Raw genomic sequence first — 21,831 nt, 5'->3', positions numbered from 1 at the left:
GTCGGACAGCGAGTCGCTGACTTCCTGAATTCGCGTCGTGTTCGCCCCGAGCGCGGTCGACACCTGGCCGAAGCGCTGTGCCGTGGCCTGCTCGTTTGTGACCACCACCTGATCGAGTTGGCTGATGCTGGACTTGTTGTCTGCGACTTGCGCGTCGAGGGTCGTAAGTCGCGTGACTGTTGCCTCGTTCTGCGTTGCGCGGACGCGGACTTCGTCTGCAAACTTTGCCGTCGCATCCCAGCTTTTCATGGCGTCGGCCAGTTCGCCCTCGCCGTTGTCATCGCGGTATGCGGCCTGGAGTGCAGTGAGCTGGCTGGCAGAAGCCGTAACCTTGCCATCGAGGTTCGTGATGTCAGCGGTGTTGCGCTGCACTTGGCTTGCCAGGGCATTGGCGGTTTCTAGGATCGTGCCGATATCCAGCCAGTAGCGTTCATCCGGCGGCGCGGCCCCAACCGGCACATCGCCGATCGCCTGGTACAAGCGCTGCCCCTGCCTGACCACGTCCCCGGTGGCATAGGCTTGATCTGACTTGTAAGCGAGTGCATCGGTCAGCTCGTCGATGCGCTCGTATAGCTCCTCCTTGGCTTTGTCGAGCCGGTCGTTGACTGAACCCTCTCCATCTCCGGAGATAAGCTCGATTTCCTTCAGCAGGTTCTGTCCGAGTTCGCTCTTCTCGATCTTCCCCGCCAGCCCCTTCAGGAAAGTGGTGACGTCGTTGGATGTGGCCACCGGCACTTTCAGGTACCCGCTCACGCCGTACGCGTTGCGAGCGCGGATGAAGTAGAAGTAGTTGGCGAAGAACGCCAGCCCAGTGTGCGTGAAGGTCAGGCCCTGGCCCAGGTACTCGGCCTGGCCGACCGGGGCCGTGCCGTCGCGGGTGTAGAAATACTCGTAGGTGCCCCCGTTCAAGCGGTGCTGGTTGTTCGTGGGCGTCAAGGTGATCGTGTCGAGCGAGGTCTGCACGATGCAGCCTTCAGGCACTGGCGGTCCGTCGACGTTGACGGTGATGGTGGCTTCACCAGAACGCGCTTGCGGGCCGAGCGCCGCAACGCTCATCGTGTAGTTGCCTGCGGTCAGGCCGGCCAGCGGCACCTGCAGCGTCGTCTCCGGCACCTGCAGGGCCTGCACTGCGGCGCCAGCCTGGCGCACGGTGATGGCATAGCCGGACACAATGCCGGTGGGCGCCGACCAGCTTAGAACTCCCTGGGTCACTTCGGCGGTGTCGTCAGCCACCCAGGTAAGCCCCGTAGGGCTGCCCAGGCCGCCGGCCGGCAAGCTGATGAAGCCGATAGGGTTGTACGGCTGGCCCACGGCGTCGTCGTAGATCGCCGGATCGTATACCTGCAACGAGGCCGTGCAGCCTTCACTGGTGCCCATCGACCAGTTGGTCACGATGAACTCGCCCAGGATGTTGAGCGAAGGTAGGTTCGCGCGCACCACGCGGCCCGGCCGGCAGTTGTAGCCCAGCAGGTTGAGCGGCACGTTGATCACGCCGCCCGCGCGCCGGCGGCGCAGTTCGATGTTGGCCAGGCGCTGGGCCTGGTACGGGTCCGTGATGTAGGAGAAGGTCAGGGTCTCCGCTGACTCGCCGCCATCGGCCACTACCCACGACGCAACACTGACCTCTGGATAGTCGGTCTCGGTCCACGACTGGGTCTTGTCGATGAAGGTGCCGCGAATCGTGTTGATGGCTGCGTCGTTCGTGGGTTCTGTGCTGCCGGTGATGGTGCCGATCACCATATCTTCGGTGATTTCGAAGTCCCACGGGCCGTAGTATGCGCCGGCCTGGAACATCCAGCGGCCGCCCACCCGAATGACCTTTCCGCCGCACGCAGCCTCCAGCTTCTGCAGCACGTTTGTGCGCTGCTCGTCGGCGCCGATCACACAGCTGCTGCGGTAGCGCGGGCTGACTGTGCCGTCTGCGTTGCCGACCGACTCGTCGCACACGTTGGCGCCGCTGGCGAAGGTCTCGAAGACGATCTCGTCGTCAGGCACGTTGCAGCGGTTGCGCAGGAACCAGAGGATGTGCAGCGCGGTGTTCTCGCTGTAGCCAGACATGCCGGTGCGCGGGTCGTAGAGATCGTTGCGCCCGCGCACGACGAAGCGCGCGTCGGGAATGCCGGACGGGAATTTCTCGGCGTTGTAGCGCAGCGACAGGCGCACAAAGGACAGGCCTCGGCCGATCTGGCTGTCTTTCCAGTCCGGGCAGTTAGCCTTCAGGAAGGCGTTCACCTGGGTAGGGTTCACCACCAGTTCGTAGGAGGCATCGGTGCCGTATGTGTTGATGACCTCTTCGCCCAGGTAGATCTCCTCCAGCGCATCGACCGCGCCTTCACAGAGGACGTACACAAGGTGCAGCCACTCGCCATCTCGCTGGGCGCCAGCCTCCTCCTGCGCCCACACCAGCACACCGCCGGTACTGACTTTTCCCAAGATGAAGCGCGCCGGGGCCTTTGACGAGCGGACAGTCTGCGCAGATGGCTCGTTGTCGCGCAGCGGCGACTTGGTGTTCAGCTTTTCCTGTTGCTCGGATGCGTAGAACGCCAGGCCCGCGCCAATGGCGGCACCAATCGGGCCGCCCTGCACGAAGCCAATAACGGCGCCGATGGCGACTTGTGCAACCTTCCTGACCCCGTTGCTCATTCCACTCTCCAAACAGCCGAAGGCTGACAATCCACGCGCGCAACGCCGTCATCGGTCGTTGACCAGTACTCGCCAGCCCAGAACACCGCGACCGCTCGGCCGTTCGGGCCGTCGTACATGGCCACGTCGCCGCGCTGGATGAACGCCGGTGCCACGCGGGCAAAGCACGCATCCCACGCCGCCTCCAGGCTGCCGTGGTTCTTCTTCAGCGCCCGCTTGGCCCCGGCCTCGGTCTTGTATGTGCCCCGGTACACTGCCGCTGGATCAACGCCGCACACCGCCACAGCGCAGTCAGCAGCGAACAGGCAGCAGTCGAATTCGCCCCACGAAAAAGGCCGCTCGGAGGCGGCCTTGATCACTTCGCATAGACGTATCGTCCAGTCCCTGTTTCGCATGGCTATTTCTCGTAGTTGAAGGTCGGCGCGTCCTTGCTGGAGCCCCAGTAGATCGGCCACTCGGAAAGCTGGGCGACGGCGTAGAAGAAGCGGTCGCCGTCATGGCGCGCCCGGTGGTTCTCGTCGGTGAAGCGCTCGGTGCCGGTGCGGCTCCACTCGGCCATGCGATCCACGATCGGCACGGTGATCTTATTGCCGTCCTGGCCATTGCCGGCGTAGGAGAAGGTGGCCGCGTCCATGCGTCCGCTGAACAGGATGTCGACGGCGTAATTGCCGTCTTCGTCGAACACCACGAACAGCAGCTTTCCCGATCGGCCTCGACAGCCCCGGATGTTCGTCTCGGTGATGATGTAGCTGTCCAAGCCGTTCAGGCTGAGCTCCACCGACATTGGCGAGTTCGAGTTGTCGCTCTCTTGCGACTGGCCGACCTCGCCGAACTGGCTGACACCCAGATAGGTGATGCCGTCGATCACCAGATCCCCGGTGCCCGTATGGGCGTAGACCGGACCATCCTCGAAGTCGAGCTGGCAGGCATACACCGTCAGGAATCGGCCGGTGGCGATGATGTCGACCACGCTCTGGCTAAACGGGAACGATGAGGGCATCAGAAAGCCTCCCTGAACTGGTAGCTGCCGCTGGACACGACCTGGCGCACGGTCATGGCCCAGGTGTCCTGGGTCATCCGCATCTCGGAATATGGGTTGAGGTACTCGATCGCGGCGCCAGCCGCCAGCGTGCGCCTGATCCGTTTGTTGAGCGGCACCACGGCCTGGCCCTGGGCATTCGCTGCGACCGCCCGGACCACCTCAAACATCTCGCCCGCCACGGTCAGGTAGTCGCCCGGCGCGAACACTTGGGATCCCGGCGCTGCCCCGGCCACCTGCAGCGACCGTGACTGGGCTACCCCGGCCACGACGGTGAGATTGCCCACGCTGTTCGCCCGCCTACGGGTGATCGCCGGCATGTTGAAGGTGCCGAACATCCCGTCGAGATCACCCAGGAATGCCGAAAGCTCGCGCTCCTGCATCCGAGTGAGCAGGCCGAAGGTCAAGGTGCACTGCCAGTAGGCGCCAGGTTGGCCGACGATCTGCTGGGCGTTGGACAGCGAGGAAGTGAAAGCCCGGCTGTTGTTGACGATGCCCCACGTCATTTCAGATGGGCACAGGGATGCCGGCCATTCGAGTGCCATGCAGTGACTCCTTGATCTATCACCTACGGGCGATGAGCTGACGGGCTGGGCCGTTCTGTTTGAAGTCCCGGAGGACAAGGTTGTAGCCATCCTGGGCACCTTTCTGTGCAGCCTGCTGGATGCGAGCCAGGGTTGCCTCGTCGGCGGTGCCCTGCACGGTGATCTCTTGCTTAATCACCAGTCCACCGGACTGCCCCCCAGTTGATGCGCCGGCGGCCAGGCTTGACGCTGTGGTTTTTCCGCTGCCGGTCGGCGACACGTTGCCGGTGCGCAGCCCCTCGACAGCCTGCACGCCACCAAAGCGGCGCACGTCGTCTTGCGACCACACCACCTCGCCCTTGTGAACGATGCCTGCCGGCTCATTGATGCCGCCTGGGCCGGTGTAGCCGCCCTCGGAAAACCCGTACTTGGCCGAGTACCCAGCGGCCGAGGCCCCAAGCTTCGAGGAGATGGCGCCAGCACTGCCAGGCGCAAACGCGCTCGACGCTGCACCAGCTCCGCCGCCGAACGCGCTGATGCCTGCGCCGATCGCCATATTGAGGAAGCCCGCCGCCGCCTGCCGCACCTGAATGCGGATGAGGTCAGCGACCACCTGGTCGGCGAAGTCCTTGAACGACAGCTTCCCGGTCTTCACGAAGTTGACGACCGCGTCTTCCATGTTGCCGAAGGCGCTCGAAAACAGGTTGCGCGTCTGCGAAGCCACGTCAGCGGCCTGCTCGGCGTAGGTGTTCATGGCCTGGGTGGCGCCCACAGTCCAGTCGGATTGCAGCTTGTCGACCTGGGCGTAGTAAGCCTGCTGGTCGGACAGTCGAGTGGACAGCGCAGAACGCAGCGCTTCAGTCTGGCCCTGATACAGCGCCGTGTCGCTTGCCGTGGGGTTGCTGATGCGGTTGTAGTCGCGGGTGACCTTGTCGAGCTCGCGCTGGTACTCCTGGCGAATCTTCAGGTCTTCCTGCAGGCGCTGGCGCAGCTTGTCGCCCTGGCCATACCCCTCAAGCTCGACGGCCTGGCCCTCGCGGGCGGTGCTGAGTTGAGATTGAAGGTTCTCGCGGAAGGCCCTGAGCTTTGCCTCGGTCTCGTATCGCTCCTTGGTCAGCTCGTTCGCCCGCTCCAGTTCCGCATTCTGCTTCTGCTGGGCCAGGTTCATCTCGGCCATGGCCAAGATCTGCTTCTGCGACGTGGTTAGGGTCTTCTTCTCCTTGAGGTTGGCGATCTCGGTCTCCAGCTCAACCAGCTTGCGCGCCTCGACGCCGAGCTTCTGGGTCTGGCCCAGTTCGCCGGAGATAGCCAGGGTCTGCTGCTGGAGTACGGCGTAGCGCTGGCGGGCGTTATCGAGCATCTTCTGGCCGGCGTCTTCCCTGTACTTCGGCGCCTTTGGAGTCTTGGGGTCCTTGTACTGCTCTGCGATGTTGGACTTCACCCTTGCCACGCGATCCGCTGAAAGGCGAGGATCTTCAGGATTCTTCGCGCGGATACGGTCCAGGGCCTGCTCGTATTTCTTCAGGGCGTCAGCGCGCTTTTCGGCATTGGTGCGAGCGGACTTCTCTGCAGAATCCACATACTCCATGGCCTTGACCGACCGCTCATTCGCTTCGGCCTGGTCTTTATCGTATTGAGCAAGATCCTCTTGCGCCGCTTTGGTGTCTTTCAGGAAGTTGAGCTGATCGGTATAGAATTCGACCATTTTGTCTTTGTCCTGGAAAAACCCGACATCGCCCTTCTGCGCCCTGGCGAGGTCAGCTTCAGCTTGCGCAATGTCGTCATCGACATTCGACCGACCTATATCCTTCAGGCGGTCCGCAGCCTTTGCAACAGCGTTGTATCCCCTCTCCCAGAAGCTGAGGTTCTCAATGATCTTGGGAGTTCTGTTGTTGATCGCATCCGCGAAGGCGTCTGTAGCAAGCTTCACAGCATCTGCGTGCTTCCCCTGCTCCTCAAGCGCTGTAATCTGGCTGTAGATCGAGCCTGTGAGGTAGTGGTACTGGGAGTTCAGTGCGGCCGAAGCCTTGACGGGTTCGTCAGCGATTTTGACAAACTCTGCGATCGTATCCGATACGGCTTTTCCGGTTGCCTCTTTCATGGACACCGCGGCCAACGCCACCTGCTGGAAGCTTTCACCAGCGATCTTGCCACCACCTGATATCTGGGCAAGCGCGGATGCCGCCGCACCAGTAGAGCCGACAACTGCGCTGACCTGCTTGGCCATTGCCCCGAGTTGATCGGAGGTCAAGCCTGCTGCGCCGCCTGTTAGGGTCAGTGAATCATTGAATCGGTCGGCCTCCTGAGAGCCCTTGTAGAAGGCATATCCCAGCGCGACTCCTGCGGCAGCCGCCAAGCTGAATGGGGTTACCAGACTGAGCACGTATCCGCCCATCGCCTTGGCAGCGGCTCCGATACCGCCAAACGAGTCCTTGATCTGCGAGCCCTGCTGAAGGAAGACGGTGAGCGGGGCCTGACCTCCCTGGAGGCTGATGAAAATGTCGGAGAACTGCGCCGGAAGCATCCTCAGCGCAGCGGCGTTCTGCTTCGCGGTGTTACCGGTCCGGTTCAGGCTGTCATCGAAGCTTGAGAGCGCCGAGCGCGCCTGATTGATCTTCCCCTGATACTGAGCGAAGGTTTCGGCGCCGAGCGCGCCGATCTTCTTCTGCTGGGCCAGCTTTCGCTCCTGCTCATCAAGCCTGTTCAGCGCTCGCGTGGTCGGATCGATACTTGCCAGGAGCTCTTGCAGGCTATCTGCTTGGCCGCCAATGGCTGCTTGCGCCTGGCGGTTTGCCTCAGCAACCTTCTGGCTGGATTGAGCCAGTTTTCCCTGGTTCGCGGCGAGCACCATGTTCCCGGACAGAAGCCCCTGCTCGGCCTCAGAGAGCCCGGTGGCCACATTGGCAAGGTTGCGCTGCTCCTGGGCCGCTTTGACAGCCGCGTCTGCAACGCCGAGGATTCTTTGCCGGGCCTGATCGGCGGTCTCACCCACGGCAGTTTGCGCCCTTGATACACCTGCCAACGCATTCAACGAGTCCTGAAGCTTCAGGCTGTAGGCATCAAAGGTCGCAGTATTGATCTGCCCCGTGTTGCGGGCCTGCGCGAGAGCAGCTTCTTGTGCCGCGAGCTCGTTGAGCTTCTTGGTCAACGGATCGATCTTGCCCAGTAGCGCATCCAGCTCCTTGCGCTGGCTCGCGGCCGACTTGGCTGCGGCATCGGCGCTCTTCGCTGCGGTATCCGTGGCGGTTGCCGTTCTGTCGTTGGCCGCCTGAACCTTGGCCAGTGACATTGCCAGATTCGTGAATTCTCCACCTGACTTGCGCAGCGTCGAAGAGGCGCGGACACCGGCCTGCTCGAGCGCTTCCAGTGCGGCGCGAATGTCATTCACCTGCTGCTCGGCGCTCCGGCCATCGACTTCAAGTTCAAGACGGGATTTCAGAGCCATGGCTTTCTCCGGGCACAAAAAAGCCCGCACTAGGCGGGCGCATGGGAAACAATCTGGTTTTAAACGGCGGAAAGGTCGCTACCGCAATGCTTGCACTTGATCGCCGCAGACTGAATTTTCTCTGCGCAGAATGGGCACAGCTTGAAACTTTGCTGCTCGGATTTCAAAGGCTCGCCAGCGGGTTCTTGATGGATGCTGCTCTCAGGCTTTTTGAAAGCCCACACCAAGGCCGCGACCCAGCCGAGAGCCGACCAACCCAGGAAAAAGTTAAGGGCCGCGATGGATTGGAGGTTCGGTTTCTTGCGTATCCATGCCTCGTAGGTCGGAAGCATATAGAGAGCTGGAACGAAGATAAATGCGCTCATGGCAATCACGACGCCTATCGCATTGAGGGCAGGCTCGCGCCCCATGGAGATACTGAACGCGCTGAGAAAGGCCAAGACGGCGAACCTGACGAAGAACATCCCTGACTCCAAATCACCTGAATTTCGAGCAATTTACCACGGTTTCAGGTCGATCAATCGACATGCCTGCCGCGTTTTTTAATCATCCTCATCTTCCTCAAGCGCCAGTTCATCCAGCGCAAACAGCACCTCATCCACCAGCCGGCGAGGAAGTGGCAGCGGGTGAGCCTCCAGCCAGTCGCTGATCTCCCTGACGGACAGGCGCAACGGGTGTACCGATGCCGCGCCCACCAGGTAGCGCCGTCCGCGCGCCGCATTGCGGAAAGCGCTGAGCAGGCTACCGGTGATGGCGTCCAGGGAGGGCTCCTCGGGGACCGCAATGCCCAGCTTCTGGTAGATCAGGCTCCGCTTTTCCGACGCCTGGCCCCATTCCCGCTCCCATTCGAAGCGGGCGATGGCTTTCCCTTCACTTCCTCGAGCTCCTCGCGGTTCTCGGCGGCGATGCGGGACGCTCGGCTCAGCACGAAATAGAAGAACTCCTGGCTGGCTTGGAGCATCTCGGCACAGACCGGCTCACTGTACTCAAGAGGATTGCCTTGTTCGTCCTGGGCGCCCTCCCAGTCCTTCACGATGAAGGATGCCAGGAGCAGGCAATGGTTGTCGTGCTCAGACTTCTCGCCGTCGAGCACGCCGATGGCGCCTTCGCCGAACTGGGCATCGTTGCGTGCCAGTCGGCGGCGCATGCGCTCCAGGGCGATCTGGTACTGCTGGTTGTCCAGCGGGAGCAGCAGTACCTTGGTGTCTTTGTCGAACTCTTCCCAGCGCGTCTCGGCGCTCTTGGTGGTGTCGATCTTCTGTCGTTTGAGAGCCATGGGTATTCCTCACGCCACGCCATAAAAGGACCGCCCCGGCCGGCGTTGTAGCCGGGGCAGCCAAAAAGGATCAGGAAACGGTGATGGTCGCGGTGTCGGTCTTGGTGCCGTCTACAGCGCTGGTCGCGGTGATGATCGCGGTGCCGGAGCTGATGGCGGTCACCAGGCCGCTGCTGCTGACGGTGGCCACGCCTGGGGCACTGGTGGACCACGTCACGTTCTGCGGCGCGCCCGCCGGAGAAACGGTCTTGCTCATCTGCTGGGTGTCGCCCACGTCCAGGGTGGCGGTGGCCGGGGTGACATCGATGCTTGCGACCGGCGCGGCCTGCACGCGGGTAATGGTCGGTGCCACCTTGGCCACGGTGTAGTTCAACGACACCTCGATCAGGTCGCGCTTGCCACCGTTCGGCAGCTCGCCGTCCACTTCCAGCGCCGGGAAGTTCAGGGTGTAGCGGTTGCCCAGGCTGTCGGTGATCGGGAACGACAGAGCGATCGGCAGGCGGGTGAAGGTGTTCTTCCAGATCTGCCAGGCGCGCTTGGACCAGGCCAGCGTGATGGTGCCGGTGATAGCCGCCTCGGTGGCGATCTGAGCGCCAGGCCCCAGCCGACTGGTGCCAAGGCAGCGTTGAACCTGCAGGTTGTTGTCCAGGTTCATGGTCAGCGCCGATACGCAGGCGATGCCCTCCAGGGATTGACCATCAATGGTCAGGGTGCCCAGATTGATGTTCGACATGAACGGGCTGGTGGTCGGCGGATTGGTCGCGGCGACGGTGTTGCTCTCGCCATCGGCGTAGTCCAGGCCGGCCATGCCGAAGGTGACGGTGATCTTGCCGTCGGACGGCACTTCCAGGGCGAACGTCGAGACGTGCATGCCCAGGAACAGGGTGAAGACGCCCACGTCGCTGAAGTTCTTGGCGATGGTGAAGGTACGGCGGGTGTCGCCCACGGTCAGCACGCCGTCGTTGCCCCAAGTGCCGTAGAAGGCAGCCTCGAGCAGCTTGTCGAACGATCCATAGGACAGTTCGCCCACCAGGTCACCCTGGATATCGGCGCTGGTGGCCACCGAGCCCTGGCTGATGCGCGACTCGGTGATTTCGTCGCTGACCTGGGTGTTCACGGTCGGCGACAGCGTGTTGCTGGTCAGGCGCAGGGTGTCCCAGTTGCCTGTGGTGGGAGTGATGCCGGGGGTTACCTCGGGGATGAGGTAGCTGATTTGCTTGGCGCCAGACGACATGCGGATGTCTCCTTTGTGCGGGCATAAAAAAGCCCGCAAAGGCGGGCACGGTGAATGGATTGAGTTCAGCCGGCGCGGAACCGGATGTTCACGTTGATCTGGTAGTAGTTGTTGAAGGTGCCCACGACGTGCGGGGATACCTCCAAGCACTCGATGTCGCCCTGCTGCCAGGCCTGGAAGTGGTCGGACAGGCTGTCTGCCAGAACATTGATGGCGGACAGCCCGGCCCCCTTGCGGCAGAAGCACTGGATCACGACCTGGCCTGGGCGCCTGAAGTGCGGTCGGTCGGCCATCCCGGCGAACACAGCAGTGGCATACTGAATCTCGAATGCGCACCAGAGCCCGTCCGCCGGCGGCTGGAATGTGCCGCCGCTAGGGTTCGGACTGTTGGCATACTCGATTCGAGCCTGATCAATGCCGCCGAAGCTGGCCATGCGGGCCGTCAGCGTCTTGCGGACGGTCTCGAAGGGTACGGTCATATCCACTTCTCGGTGACAGCAATGAATGAGATGCCGTACACGCCTTTCGGCGACATGCGGCTGTAGCCGTCAGGCGTGAGCTTCACGCTCGGCGCGCCAGGGTAGCCGCCGAACTCAATCACCTCGCCGTAGGCGCTGTTGTTCTGGATGAACACTGCGCTGAACGGTTTGAGGTTGGCCAGCGCCGCGCGCGCGGAGGATTTGGTTTCCGTGCCGAGCACATCCAAGCGGGCATTGACGCTGTAGTCTTCGGCGCCAATGGACACGATGTGGTTGCCCATGTAGTTGCCGCTGTCGATCGGCGAGTTGATGACGATCTCGTCCACCAGCTCTACGACGATCTGCCGCTGCATCTCGGTCAGGTCTTTCTCAATCTGGTCAGCGAACAGAGCCGGGGAAAGCGACCATCCAGCCATCAGGTCGCCCTCAACTGGATCTGGTAGTGGACGCCAACAGGATCTGTTGTCGCTGCAACGACCTCGTGACGTGTTGGCTTGCCAGTCACCAGATCGGGCGCCGTGATGTGGTGGCCGGCCTCAGGCCGGTCTGTGACCTCGTTCACCAGCGCAACGAGTCGAACATCCGTGGCCTGGATGCGCAGGCCGTCGATCTGCTCTGCCTTGTAGCGCGTGAGGACGCCCCGGCCGGTGTAGGTGACCTGCTGGCCGGTCGTCTTCTCTTCCACAGGATCCCAGACGCCAGGGCCCGGATAGCTGCCGCTGAACGTCCTGACCGCTTCGGCAAACGCGATGTCGAACAGCCGGCCAAAGGACGACTGCATGGTGCTCTTGATCGGCATGTCACACCGCCTGAGGGATCTTCCTGAGTGAGTATTCAGCCACGCACCGGCAGCGGATTCGCTCGTTGAGAGGCGCCCCCAGCGATGTGTCGCAGGGGAACATCAGCATCGCCCCGGTCGGGGAGGTAAACGCCTGCCCGGCCATGACGGTCTGTCCGTTCATCTCGCCGTGGGTGCGCCGCTCCCGGCCGTCCATCGTGGTCTTCCACTTCTTCGCGAAGGTGTACTGGCCGTTGCTGCGCGCGGTGAGCTGCTGCCAGCCCTCCTCCCTGCCCTTGTTGTACGCCTCGGCGGTGCTGGTCTGTGCCAGGGCCTCGGCATAGGTACTGAGCAAGCGCTGGGCGTAGGCCGTTGTGGCTCGTTCGATTGTGACTTTGGCGAGCGGCTTGCCTGCCTCTATCGCCTCGCGAACTGCGGCATCGAACGAGGGATCGCGGCGCACCCTGGTCAGGTAGCTACGCATCTGGACTGGGTCGCCACTGGCGAGCTGGTCGCGGGCGCGCTCGATCGCTTCTGCCGATGCGCCATTGAGACCCACCACACCGCCAGTGCGTCGACCGGTCTGCCGGCTCAGGCGCCCCGCCAGGTTCAGCGCAGCGGTGCGGGCCGAGTCGCCACGGTCACGGCCCATCGACAGCACGACACGCACCGCGTCCGCTTGGTCGCGAGCCACTTGGTCGCGCAGTGCGGCTGCTTGGGCGCTCAGGAAGTCGTTCACGCTGCGGTCGCCCATGTCGATCTCGCGGCGCACGCCGGGGATGATGATCGCCACCAGCTCCTTGCTGGCCCCGCGAGCATAGGCGGCGCGCAGGCGCTCCAGCAGCACCGCCAGCAGGCCAAGCGACAGGATATCGGCAGTGCGGTCCTCGTCGTTGTCGGCCACGGCCTGCTCAAGCTGCGCGAGGCTGATGTAGCGAACGGTCTGTGCTACCTGCTCGAGATAGGCCTGCTTGGCCTCACCCTCCAGCCGCTTGATTTCGGCCTCGACCTCGGAGGCCTTCATACGACGAACACCGCGATGCCGCACGCACGGTTGCTGCTCAGGAGCGGCGCCACCAGTTCATCGACCACGGTCAGCACGGGCCGAGTAGGAACGCCGTCGGATGTGGCCGGGGCCTGGTACTCAATCTCCAGCACGTCGACCTTCTGTCGCTTGATGGACTCGGAGGCTACGTAGTCGGGACTGAGACTGCCCGGAGCGACGATCTCGCGAAGCGCCGCCTCGTAGGTGGCCCGCTCGATCTCGGCCGGCACCTCGCCGGGCGGAATGGCCATGCCTTCGTTGTCAGTAGCGCCGGTCCTTGGCCACTGCAGCTCCTGCGTGCGGCCGCCGGCCTTCACGCCGGAGAACATCGACACCCAGCGACCGCAGCTATCCAGTCGCTGGTACTTTCCGTCGATGTAGGCCGATGCCCGGATGAGCGCGGCCTGTTTCGCCTCATCGCTGCCAGCCCAGGCAGCATTTGCCCGCGCAGCGTGGTAGGCGTCAGCACCTGCGACGGATCCGTAGAATTCTGGCATCGGGATGTCTCGAATGGGTGGCCCGCAGGCCGTGAATCAGGAGGTGAACATCTTGCAGAAGACCTTGGCCGCTCGAAGCGAAGGAACCTTGCCGACCTGCTTGAATACGGCTTGGTCGCCGGCCTTGTGGAACTCGAACCCTGGCCCGGTGACCACGGCGAGCTCGCCTACGCGCTGTGCATTGATATGGGCCATAGCCTGATCCTCGAATGAGTGGGCGGCGAACCGCCCGAGGTTGTTACGCGTGCTTGGCCAACTCGGCCTGCAGCTCTTCCAGGGTCACGTCGTCGCCGACCTGGATGCCCTTTTCCTTGAGCTTGGCGATGGCGTCGGCCTTGGCCTTGCCCTCGGCTTCCGCCAGGCGCTTTTGCAGGGTCTCGACCTTGGCATTGCCGCCCACGTCGATCCCGAGGGCTTTCAGCTTGGCGATCAGGTCGGCCTTTTCGTCAGCCGGTGCACCTTCGATCACTTCGAAGCTGAGCGCTTCGATCTTCTTCGCTTCGTCGAGCTCGTCCTGGGTCAGGCTCAGCTCACGCTTGGCGCCGGCACCCACCACCTTGATCACGCCAAGGGCCCAGATGCCGCGCGGGCACGGCCCGCCATTGGTTACGATGACTTTCATGCTGTTCCCCTTATGCAGGCTCGGACACGCCGTCCATGTAGGCCATGGCGCCGGGCAGTCGAACTTCAACACCACCGGTACGCGCGATGATGCCGGTCTCGAAGCCCATGATGGTCTTCTGGTGCACCGGGAGGACCATGCGCGGCATCGGCAGGTGGAAGCGGATCACGTCCAGCGCCTTGCGGTAAGCCACGATGCGGCCACCACCGTCAGCGGCTGCGGTGGACAGCGAGCTGTTGGTGAGGATGGTCAGCGGCCGACCGGTGCGCGCGGTGTAGACGTTCGAGGTGCGGAAGCGCTCGAGGATGGTGGGGCTGTTGGCCTCGGTGCCGACGAATACGGTGGAGATGTAGTCCATCACCTCCAGCGGCAGGGCCAGGGTTTCGGCCAGCTCCACGTTGTTCGACGCCTGGGGCACCAGCTTCAACAGTGCGTTCAGGTCGAAAAGGATCTGCTGCGGGGTCTTGTTGGCGAACAGGGTGGAGCCGCCGGTGCCGCTGGCCGATGCGACGATGATCTGCACGTTCGACTGGTTGGTGAAGCCGCGCCAGTTCTTCTCGGTGCTGCCCACGGTGGCGATGTCGTACAGCAGGCGCTCGGTCGAGCGGCTGGCGGACATGGCCTTGAGGTCGTTGAGCGGGCGACCGTAGAGGGCGGCCTGGTTCACCTCCTCCAGGTTCCACTCCCAGCCCGAGCCGATCATGGCGAAGTCGTGCGAGCCTTCGCCCCAGGACACGTTGTTGAACGGCATGTCATTCGCGGCGCCGGACAGGAACTTCGCCTCGCCCGCCAGTTGCATGCTGTAGAACTGGGTGCCAATGGCCCACTGGTTGCCCTCGGTTACCACGGGCATCAGATCGCGGTACGAGTACTCGGGGTAGCGAGCCTCGTAGATGGCGGTCTCGATGTTGCGGCCCTGAGCCACAACGAACGGCAACGCTGCTTGAGCGTCTTGGAATGCTTGTCGCATGTTATGCGCTCCGGTTCTTGATGGAGATTTCGACGATCGAGTCGGCGGCGCCGCTGGTATCGAAGAAGACATTGGGGAACGGGCCGACAATGCCGTCGCCGGCGGCGTTGGTATATTTGTTGGCGGCGGTGACGTAGTAGACGGGATCGCCATCGGCCACGGCGGTGCTCACCTGCACGTACATCTGGCCGCGCTCACGGATGGCGGCGGTGAAGTACTGCGGATAGCCGTCCACCAGGGTGGAGCCCTGCTTAACCGCTGGCACCGCAGGGGTGAGCTTGGCGATGCCGACGAACTTGCCGCCAGCCGCGAATGGCACGACGCCATGGTCGCCAGCGCCGCGCTGCACAGGCTCACCGAAGCGCACGCCCGCCGCGTTCTCGATGGTGCGGCTGATGTCGTTCTTCAGTTCTTCGTTCGCAGAGGCGCCATGGAGGCCCTTGGCCGGGCGGTCCGGGTAGGTCGTTTGATAGGTGGCCATGGTGGCTCCTTACTTGGCTGGCTGGGTAGAGTTGAAGTCGGCCAGCATCTTGGCGCGGGCTTCGGCGGCAGGGTTGCCGGTGGTGCTGGCGTCCTGCTGGGTCATGTATTGGCGGAATGGATCGCTGGTCGGGCCTTTGGCGGCGTCCTCGACCATGATGTCGAAGCGAGCCTTGATGTAGGCGTCGGATTGGCCGGCAATGGCCGCATCGCCCAGCTTCGCGATGACGACCGACTTGCGGATCTCGTCCTCGCTTTTGCCGGAGTAGTCGGCGTCCTGGATCGACTTGGCCTTGCCCACCAGATCGGCTCGCGCCTGGACGCGCTTGTCGATGTCGGCATCGCTGAGAACCGCAGCGTTCAGCTTGGTGATCTCGGCATCTTTCTTGGCCAACTCGCTGTCCTTGCCGGCCATGGCGGTGGCGTGGGCGTCCTTAAGCTGCTGGATGGTGGTCGCCGAGTCGGACAGCTGACGGGTCAGCTTGTCGATCGCCTGGGCGCCCTGGTCGGTGGTTTGAACGGACAGGCCATCAACAATGACCGTGCGCAGGGAATCAGCCATTTGATGGCCTCCTTGTGGGGGTTGGGTTTGGTTGTCACCGATGCGTAGCTGCTCGCCGCCTCGAGCGCGATGCTCAAGGCTCAGGTGATTCATCTTCATGGGGCCGAGGTACACGTCGTAGTGCTCGCCCTCGGGCGTCTGGCCATCCTGGAACACGACCTCGGCGCCGTAGCCCATGGAGAGCTCGCGCTTGCCTTTCTCGTAGTCGTCGATGGCCTTTGCATCCATCAACACCAGCGGGACCTTGATGAACTCGCCGTCGCGAATCACCTCGCCACCGGTCTGGCCGATGGCGTGGTCTTTCCAGTTCTTGGAGTTCACGCCCTCACCACCAGGGTGACCGTTGGTCATTGGCCGGTAGGCATAGGACTGCATGGCGTCCTTGTGGAATACCGAGCTTTCAGGCCGATACACCTTGACGATGGGCTTGTCGCGAAGGCCGTGCTCGTTGTCAGGATCGATCTCGGTGCCGAGGTAGTCCTGAATGCCGGTGCGCGCGACCCTGGCCTCGGCCACAAGATAGCCGTCAGCCGTCCGCCGCACATTGGAGGCGGTGACAGAGTCTTGAAGGATCATGGTTACCTCAGGGGTTCAGGTCTTCGAAGATTTCCGGCCCGAACTCGATCTTGCCCCGGTACGGCTCAACCTTGCTCAGGTCGAGGTCGCCGGCGGCGTAGGTGATGGTTACGTGCGGCTGGTACTCCTCGTAATCCCAAGAGGCACCTGCTTCACGAATCTGCATGTGACGCCATGCCAGTTCGGACGAGTTGAACAGCAGAACGACCGCGCCCTCTCCGCCCAGCGGTTCGACCAGGCGTGCACCACCAGGCGCAACGGTCAGCCCGCCGTCCTGCCGACTATTCCAGTCGCCGCCAACCTTCATCCAGTCCAGCGGCTGCCGGCTGTATGCGATGGTGACGTGCAGTTCATCTGCTGGAACTGTGGCCTCGAAACCTTGGTCCTTGGCCCATGCCAGGATGTCGGCCCCGTTGGTGACCTTGCGCTGCACGTAGAGCGGCCGAGGTGCGGCATCGCCGATGTTGGTGGAGCGCGCCGAGAGCTTTTCGCCATCGCCACCCTCGTCATCGACATCCTCCTCGTCAGGCAGCTCGGCGCCAAACTTCTTGATGGCCGCCTCCAGCCCAGGCATGACGCTTTGCTCGACCAGCAGGTTTACCGATGCTTGCGATAGCGCATCGTCGGGGAACAAGCCAGCGTCCTTGAGCACCTTGATGGTGTCCGCCGTGGTCTTGCCGATGTCGGCTCGCTCCTTGGCGGTTGGCTGCCAGAGGGGCGCCCAGGTGTAGTGGATCTCCTTGGGGCGGTCGCCCAGCGCGGACCGGATCAGACACTCGTCCAGCACGCCCATGGCCGGCTTCATGTCCAGCTTCTGCCGAGAAGCCACGTTGTCGTAGTAGTTGCGGGTGTTCTCTTCGCCGTTAGCGCCAAGGCCGCTTGACGGCTGGCCAAACATCCGCGTGATGGGCACGTCGAATGCGCCTGAAACGCCCTGCTCTGTCTTTGCGATGATGTCCGGCAGGGTGCTGAAACTGGCCGATTTGGAGCTGTGCGTCTCGCCTCCATCCAAGATCAACGTGCCATTGATACCCTTTGCAGTAGCGGCCATGCGAAGACGCTCAAGCAGGGTTCGCTCGTAGTTCTTGTCTGCCAAGCTCGTCATCAGGTTCGGGATGTTGATGACGTCAATCTTCGCCTCGTAGACCAGGCTGACCACGTTGGCAACCGTCTCGTCGTATCGGCGCACGGCGGGAAGTGCGGCCAGAAGCACCGAATCACTCCAGCCGAATCCATTGCCGATTGCCAGTTCAGGGTCTGGATGCGGGGTGCCCATGAAGATCGCTAGGCGGGACGGGTGAATCTCGACGGTGGATCCCGGTAGACGGTAGGCCTTCGGCTTGCCGTAACGCGGGCTCTGCGGGTCCTGCTCGATCTCGGTGGCGGTCAGCTGCCGGCGAGTCATCACCGCTAGGTACTTGATTCCGCCTTTGCGGATGGTGTCCGGCTTGAGCTCGTCGGCCGTATTCCGGTCACCGGTTCCAATAAAGACCGCTGCGCCGCCAAACAGTCGACCCTTGAGCATGGCCTCAAGGATCTTGCCCTTGACGTTCAGCCTCTCTTCCTCGGCCTCGATGAGTTGAATCTGCTCGTTCTTTGCCTGCCAGCTGCGCCAGTTACGGCACGCATCAATGGCCGGTATACTGACGCCCTTCTGCGCAGTCCACGAGCCGCGAAAGGCGTTGAGCAACTGCTGGTCGTCCATCTCCGGAATCGCATAGTGCGAGTGGGATGCCTTGTCGCGCGCAGTACCCAGTCCAGCGACAAGGTTCTGCAGGCTGTCCTTGATGAAGGTGTATGCGCTCATTGGTTGCTCACGTTGGCGAGTGTGTAGCCGCCCGCAATCGGGAAGCGCTGGACAATGAAGTAGCCCAATGCATCTACAGGGTCTTCAGTGCCGTCTTTGTTTGGCTCGCCTTTGTCGGTGTAGGCCTGCTGCTCGAGCACCTGGGTGGTGACAGGGCAGTTGTCGGTGTTCACCCGATAGCGGCGCTGCTCTTCCCCGTTGAGGAGCATGGCATTAACGGCCAGCACGCGATCACGGACCGCCGGGTTGGATGGGTTCACCATCACCAGAAAGCCGGCCGCGCGCAGCAGCGCATGGTCGGATTCACTGCCGTTGACCGACTTGCGGTTCTTGCCGCTGGCATCGGGGTAAACCGTGATGCTGTGGCCGGGGAAGCGCCGCTTGAGTTCGGCGATCATCGTCGGGGTGTCGAATAGGCTTGTGGCTTCCTCCAGCAGCAGGGGCAGGCCATCGCGGATAACGTGGATCGTTGCCGCCATCCGATTGATGTTGAAGTCCATACCCACATGCAGCTGCTCACCAGGCCGGATCGTGGCGTTGGTGTGATTCTTGTGCCGGCAGAAGTTCGGGTAGACGCTGCCCGAGGTCAGGTTGACGAACAGGCCGTCGATGTAGGCGTCGACCAAGTTGGCCGGGTAAGACCTGCGCAGCGATGGGATGTAGTCCTTCGGAAGGTTCTTGGCGTTCTGCCGCGTGGAAGCGTGCACGATGCCGTAGAACTCTTTCTGTGCCGGGTCAGCAGCCAACTCCTTGACGAACTTGCGATAGACCCAGTTGAAACCCTCCGGCGTGGTGGTCACGTCGATGGTGTTCTCGGTCCTGCTGGGCCAGACCGTCGACATACGCGCAATGATCTTTTTCCACGCGCTGTCAGCCTTCTTGATCGGCATGCAGTCGATTTCGTCGACCAGGGCATGAGCGATGTTGAAGCCCACGATCTTGTGCGGGTGCTCCATGCTCTTGCAGATGATCGTGGACAGTAAGCGGCCGCGACGGTCCCTCAGATGCACGCGCTTGTTGCTGGGCACGATGTCCGCCACAAGCCCGAACGCCTCAGCAACGACAGGAATGGTGTCGTAGAAGATGTCCGCGATGTGCGGGTAGGTCGGCGCGAAGTAGCCTTGAGGAATTCTCGGGTGTTCCAGAGCGTTGATACACAGCCGCACGCAGCCGACAAAGGTCTTGCCGCTACGGTAGCCACCCACGAACGCAGAGAACTTCTTCGGGTGACTAATGAAATCGAACTGGGGCTTATTCAGCTTCAGGGTCGCTTGCATCTTCAACCCCAATGATTACCTGCTTAGGCTCTGGCACATCCTTGTCGGGGTCGGCCAGTTCGCGTTGAAGCTTTTGGATGTTCAGCCGCTTGATCTCGTCGTCCAGTGACTTGTCTGGTTCGACCTTGCGGTTGACGTAGGCGTCGCCGACCTCCTTGGCTGCCTGCTCCAGCAGCTGGGCAGTCAGGGCAAGGTTGCGCATGTTCTCAGCCTTCTCCGCCATCCTGCCCAAGGTGCGGAGGCGGTAGGCGCGATTGGCGATTGGTATCTCTGCCGTCTCCTCGCGGAAACGCTTGCGGGTGTCCTCGAACAGGGTCCGCCACTTGGCTGCCAGGTTGGCGCCAGCTCGCTTTGTTGGGTCGTGCTGCTCCACCTGTTGGCGGGTCACATCGATGTTGAATTCTTGCTTAACGGCTTGTGAGACCTGGGTGGGCGTGTCAAAGCACGCCAAAGCCTGAACGATGAAGGCTTTCACATCGCTTTTCAGGGCTGCCATAGGTTGGATTCCGTCTCATGCCTGTCTCACATCAGGCCGACTTGAGCAGACAGGTTCCGCAGGCCCTCGAAATGTTGATCTTGGCCACCTCAGGCGGCCGGCTTGCAGCGTCGATGAGCTGCTGTACGTCGTGGCTTGCACCGTAGCGGCGAACCACGCCGATGAACTCCTCGACGTCGTGTCCGCGCATCTCCAGCTTCGGCATGCCGTCTTCACCGAAGGCCGGTGCGCCGTACTTATCGGTCTTGTGTGCGATGTGGTAGAGCTCATGCTCGACCAGGGCGCAGAACTCGGCATCGGTGCACTGGGCGCAGTAGTCCGCCGCCAGGGTGATGAGGAACTGAGGCTCTTCGCCGAACCACTCCCGCATCTGCTGTTCCTGGCGTGCCTTCTGCCATCCACCGGCCCGGAACATCACCTGCTCGGCTTGACCCAGCACTGTGCGCCCTTGCTTGGCGAATGACTGGGATGCCCACAGCACCTGCACGTTGGCATCCAGCAGATGGGCATGGTCGGGGTTATGCAGGCTGCCGGTGTCGGCCAGGATCTCGGCGTTGATCCAATCCCAGACCTCTGGTGCCGGTCGCAAGGTGAGGAAGACGTGGTCGAGCAGATCAGCCGGAGGGGTCGGTCTGCTCATGCTCACTCCCGCGCCACGAAACGGCGCATGTCGATTTTGTGGCGCGGATCAATCAACCCGCACGATCTTGGCCACGTTCCCCTTCGCCCGGCACACCAGCATGGCGGCCAGCAGGTAGAACGCGGTGTTGAACCAGGACACGTCGGCGAACTCGTCATGTAGCACCATGCGTCCGATCAGGCTCACGCACTGCATGCCGGTGACCGCGCATGCGGCCCAGGCCATCAGGGACACTCCCAGCTTGTATCGAGCGTCGGGATAGGGCCGGTAGCGAAGGCCGATCGACACGAAGATGACGGCGCACAATGCGGCCTGGATAACAGCAGCCATTCAACCCTCCTTCCTGGCCCGGAGGCGGAAGAACCAGGCCCACCACCGAGGCGGCTGGCCGGTCTGCATCCACTCGATGAGGCCAGAGAATGTGATTACGCACAGAGCGCCACACACGAAGGCGCTGAAACCTGCTGTCTTCGTCCAAGCCCAGCCCATCAACTCGGCGGCGCCAAAGTAGCCACCAATCCAACCCGTCAGCAGGTAGCTGACGCGGCGCCAGGTGCTCATGTCCTTGGCGAAGACAACGTAGAAGAAAGCCCCGCCGAACGACCCGACCAGGGTGGCCAGATCCAACTGCGGGAAGGCAGCACCCAGGCCGACGCTGGCAAGTACGCCGGTCACTGCAAGGGCGCCGGTACTCGGTTCGGCCATAGGGGGTGCTCCAGTGAAAAAAGAAACCCGCCGGGGCGGGTGCGCAGCGTCAGCCGCGATGCAACATGCCGCCAGGCTTGAGCTCTTCGCGGATGACCTGGCGGCAGCATTCGGCATGGTCACGGCCCGCGCTGATGGCCTCGATCTCCTTGAGCAGTTGATCGACGAGGTCGCTCTCGCCGATCAGCCCGGCCATGACCTTCTTGCCGGATTCGATGGTCGCGGTCTTGATCGACGCTTGGCCGAGGAACACCTGATCATCAACCACAACGAACGGCTCGTCTCGCTCGTTCGCCCGCTTCACCACTTCGAGCTGGCCAGCACCAGCGACCCGGAGAACTTCCTGAGCCTCGCGGATCTGGCGGGCGGTCTCACCGTAGAAGGTGACCTTGCCCATACGCAGTGGCGGAACCGATTGGCCTGGATCAATGCATAGCTCGCCTGCTTCGGGAGCAGAGGCCTCGACGCTGGCTAGCTTGAGCTCGCCAGTCTTGAGATTCACCTCCAAAGCGCCATTTCCGCTGAACAGCTTACTGATCCTGTCAGTGCGTTCGGCGAGGGCGGCTTCGAGCTTGGCGGTGGCCGCCCTGACCGACATCAGCTCAGCGCGGAGCTCTTCGACGGTGCGGAAAAGTTCGGGCCAAGTTTTCATGATTTCTCCGGACGAAAAAAGCCCCGGCATGTGCCGAGGCTCAGGAATTGGCACCGGGCTCCTCCCCCAGTTCGGTCGAGTCTT

The 21,831-nt window shown here is 62.6% G+C and carries 26 protein-coding genes; all 26 read right to left on the bottom strand.

Features of this window, described 5'->3' with window-relative positions; all coding sequences use genetic code 11:
- Positions 1 to 2,643 (bottom strand): phage tail protein (locus Q7C30_RS04575; protein ID WP_317870835.1); only part of this gene is annotated, 2,643 nt, incomplete at its 3' end.
- Positions 2,640 to 3,038 (bottom strand): hypothetical protein, encoded by a 399-nt coding sequence (locus Q7C30_RS04570; protein WP_317870834.1) that lies wholly within the window; start codon positions 3,036 to 3,038, stop codon positions 2,640 to 2,642. The genes Q7C30_RS04570 and Q7C30_RS04575, both read right to left, overlap by 4 nt.
- A 2-nt stretch (positions 3,039 to 3,040) precedes the next feature.
- Entirely contained in the window at positions 3,041 to 3,643 is a 603-nt protein-coding gene (locus Q7C30_RS04565; protein WP_317870833.1) for a hypothetical protein, read from the bottom strand.
- The gene (locus Q7C30_RS04560) at positions 3,643 to 4,227 is read right to left on the bottom strand and encodes a hypothetical protein (protein WP_317870832.1); all 585 of its coding nucleotides are present in this window, start codon (positions 4,225 to 4,227) and stop codon (positions 3,643 to 3,645) included. Before Q7C30_RS04560 ends, Q7C30_RS04565 begins: the two co-directional genes overlap by 1 nt.
- A 19-nt stretch (positions 4,228 to 4,246) precedes the next feature.
- Positions 4,247 to 7,651, bottom strand: coding sequence for a phage tail tape measure protein (locus Q7C30_RS04555; RefSeq protein WP_317870831.1), 3,405 nt, complete (start codon positions 7,649 to 7,651; stop codon positions 4,247 to 4,249).
- Between the two features lie 59 nt (positions 7,652 to 7,710).
- Entirely contained in the window at positions 7,711 to 8,115 is a 405-nt protein-coding gene (locus Q7C30_RS04550; RefSeq protein ID WP_317870830.1) for a superinfection immunity protein, read from the bottom strand.
- 78 nt (positions 8,116 to 8,193) lie between these two features.
- Positions 8,194 to 8,322, bottom strand: a complete 129-nt coding sequence (locus tag Q7C30_RS04545) for a hypothetical protein (RefSeq protein WP_317870829.1) — start codon at positions 8,320 to 8,322, stop codon at positions 8,194 to 8,196.
- A 131-nt stretch (positions 8,323 to 8,453) separates the two neighbouring features.
- A complete protein-coding gene (locus Q7C30_RS04540; RefSeq protein ID WP_317870828.1) occupies positions 8,454 to 8,927 on the bottom strand; it encodes a hypothetical protein in 474 nt (157 codons plus the stop codon).
- Between the two features lie 70 nt (positions 8,928 to 8,997).
- A complete protein-coding gene (locus Q7C30_RS04535) occupies positions 8,998 to 10,161 on the bottom strand; it encodes a phage tail tube protein (protein ID WP_317870827.1) in 1,164 nt (387 codons plus the stop codon).
- 65 nt (positions 10,162 to 10,226) lie between these two features.
- Positions 10,227 to 10,640 carry a phage tail terminator-like protein gene (locus Q7C30_RS04530; protein WP_317870826.1) on the bottom strand — a complete coding sequence of 138 codons (414 nt, stop codon included), beginning with the start codon at positions 10,638 to 10,640 and terminating at the stop codon, positions 10,227 to 10,229.
- Complete coding sequence (locus Q7C30_RS04525; protein WP_317870825.1) at positions 10,637 to 11,056, bottom strand: HK97 gp10 family phage protein; 420 nt, start codon at positions 11,054 to 11,056, stop codon at positions 10,637 to 10,639. Before Q7C30_RS04525 ends, Q7C30_RS04530 begins: the two co-directional genes overlap by 4 nt.
- On the bottom strand, positions 11,056 to 11,439 hold the full coding sequence (locus Q7C30_RS04520) for a hypothetical protein (protein WP_317870824.1): 384 nt from the start codon (positions 11,437 to 11,439) through the stop codon (positions 11,056 to 11,058). Before Q7C30_RS04520 ends, Q7C30_RS04525 begins: the two co-directional genes overlap by 1 nt.
- A gap of 1 nt (position 11,440) precedes the next feature.
- Positions 11,441 to 12,442: a phage minor head protein gene (locus Q7C30_RS04515; protein WP_317870823.1), complete on the bottom strand. Its 1,002-nt coding sequence runs from the start codon at positions 12,440 to 12,442 to the stop codon at positions 11,441 to 11,443.
- Entirely contained in the window at positions 12,439 to 12,960 is a 522-nt protein-coding gene (locus Q7C30_RS04510) for a DnaT-like ssDNA-binding protein (RefSeq protein ID WP_317870822.1), read from the bottom strand. Before Q7C30_RS04510 ends, Q7C30_RS04515 begins: the two co-directional genes overlap by 4 nt.
- 36 nt (positions 12,961 to 12,996) lie before the next feature.
- Positions 12,997 to 13,155, bottom strand: coding sequence for a hypothetical protein (locus tag Q7C30_RS04505; RefSeq protein ID WP_317870821.1), 159 nt, complete (start codon positions 13,153 to 13,155; stop codon positions 12,997 to 12,999).
- Between the two features lie 43 nt (positions 13,156 to 13,198).
- Positions 13,199 to 13,582, bottom strand: coding sequence for a hypothetical protein (locus Q7C30_RS04500; RefSeq protein ID WP_317870820.1), 384 nt, complete (start codon positions 13,580 to 13,582; stop codon positions 13,199 to 13,201).
- Positions 13,583 to 13,592: 10 nt separating this feature from the next.
- Positions 13,593 to 14,552, bottom strand: a complete 960-nt coding sequence (locus Q7C30_RS04495) for a DUF2184 domain-containing protein (RefSeq protein WP_317870819.1) — start codon at positions 14,550 to 14,552, stop codon at positions 13,593 to 13,595.
- Between the two features lies 1 nt (position 14,553).
- Positions 14,554 to 15,033, bottom strand: coding sequence for a hypothetical protein (locus Q7C30_RS04490; RefSeq protein ID WP_317870818.1), 480 nt, complete (start codon positions 15,031 to 15,033; stop codon positions 14,554 to 14,556).
- 9 nt (positions 15,034 to 15,042) lie between these two features.
- Positions 15,043 to 16,170 (bottom strand): DUF2213 domain-containing protein, encoded by a 1,128-nt coding sequence (locus Q7C30_RS04485; protein ID WP_317870817.1) that lies wholly within the window; start codon positions 16,168 to 16,170, stop codon positions 15,043 to 15,045.
- A 7-nt stretch (positions 16,171 to 16,177) separates the two neighbouring features.
- Positions 16,178 to 17,977: a phage portal protein gene (locus Q7C30_RS04480; RefSeq protein ID WP_317870816.1), complete on the bottom strand. Its 1,800-nt coding sequence runs from the start codon at positions 17,975 to 17,977 to the stop codon at positions 16,178 to 16,180.
- Positions 17,974 to 19,254: a terminase family protein gene (locus Q7C30_RS04475; protein ID WP_317870815.1), complete on the bottom strand. Its 1,281-nt coding sequence runs from the start codon at positions 19,252 to 19,254 to the stop codon at positions 17,974 to 17,976. The genes Q7C30_RS04480 and Q7C30_RS04475 overlap by 4 nt, the downstream gene beginning before the upstream one ends.
- On the bottom strand, positions 19,229 to 19,750 hold the full coding sequence (locus Q7C30_RS04470; RefSeq protein WP_317870814.1) for a DUF2280 domain-containing protein: 522 nt from the start codon (positions 19,748 to 19,750) through the stop codon (positions 19,229 to 19,231). The genes Q7C30_RS04475 and Q7C30_RS04470 overlap by 26 nt, the downstream gene beginning before the upstream one ends.
- 31 nt (positions 19,751 to 19,781) lie before the next feature.
- A complete protein-coding gene (locus Q7C30_RS04465; RefSeq protein WP_317870813.1) occupies positions 19,782 to 20,390 on the bottom strand; it encodes a putative metallopeptidase in 609 nt (202 codons plus the stop codon).
- 48 nt (positions 20,391 to 20,438) lie between these two features.
- Positions 20,439 to 20,720: a phage holin family protein gene (locus Q7C30_RS04460; RefSeq protein WP_317870812.1), complete on the bottom strand. Its 282-nt coding sequence runs from the start codon at positions 20,718 to 20,720 to the stop codon at positions 20,439 to 20,441.
- Positions 20,721 to 21,095 carry a putative holin gene (locus Q7C30_RS04455; RefSeq protein WP_317870811.1) on the bottom strand — a complete coding sequence of 125 codons (375 nt, stop codon included), beginning with the start codon at positions 21,093 to 21,095 and terminating at the stop codon, positions 20,721 to 20,723.
- Positions 21,096 to 21,144: 49 nt separating this feature from the next.
- Positions 21,145 to 21,747, bottom strand: a complete 603-nt coding sequence (locus Q7C30_RS04450) for a hypothetical protein (RefSeq protein ID WP_317870810.1) — start codon at positions 21,745 to 21,747, stop codon at positions 21,145 to 21,147.
- Positions 21,748 to 21,831: the final 84 nt, after the last annotated feature.

Source organism: Pseudomonas sp. RAC1 (assembly GCF_030658255.1).
GTDB classification, from domain to species: Bacteria; Pseudomonadota; Gammaproteobacteria; order Pseudomonadales; family Pseudomonadaceae; genus Aquipseudomonas; species Aquipseudomonas boreofloridensis.
Note: the sequence above shows the minus strand (reverse complement) of the source record. Positions and strands in the feature narration are given on the sequence as shown.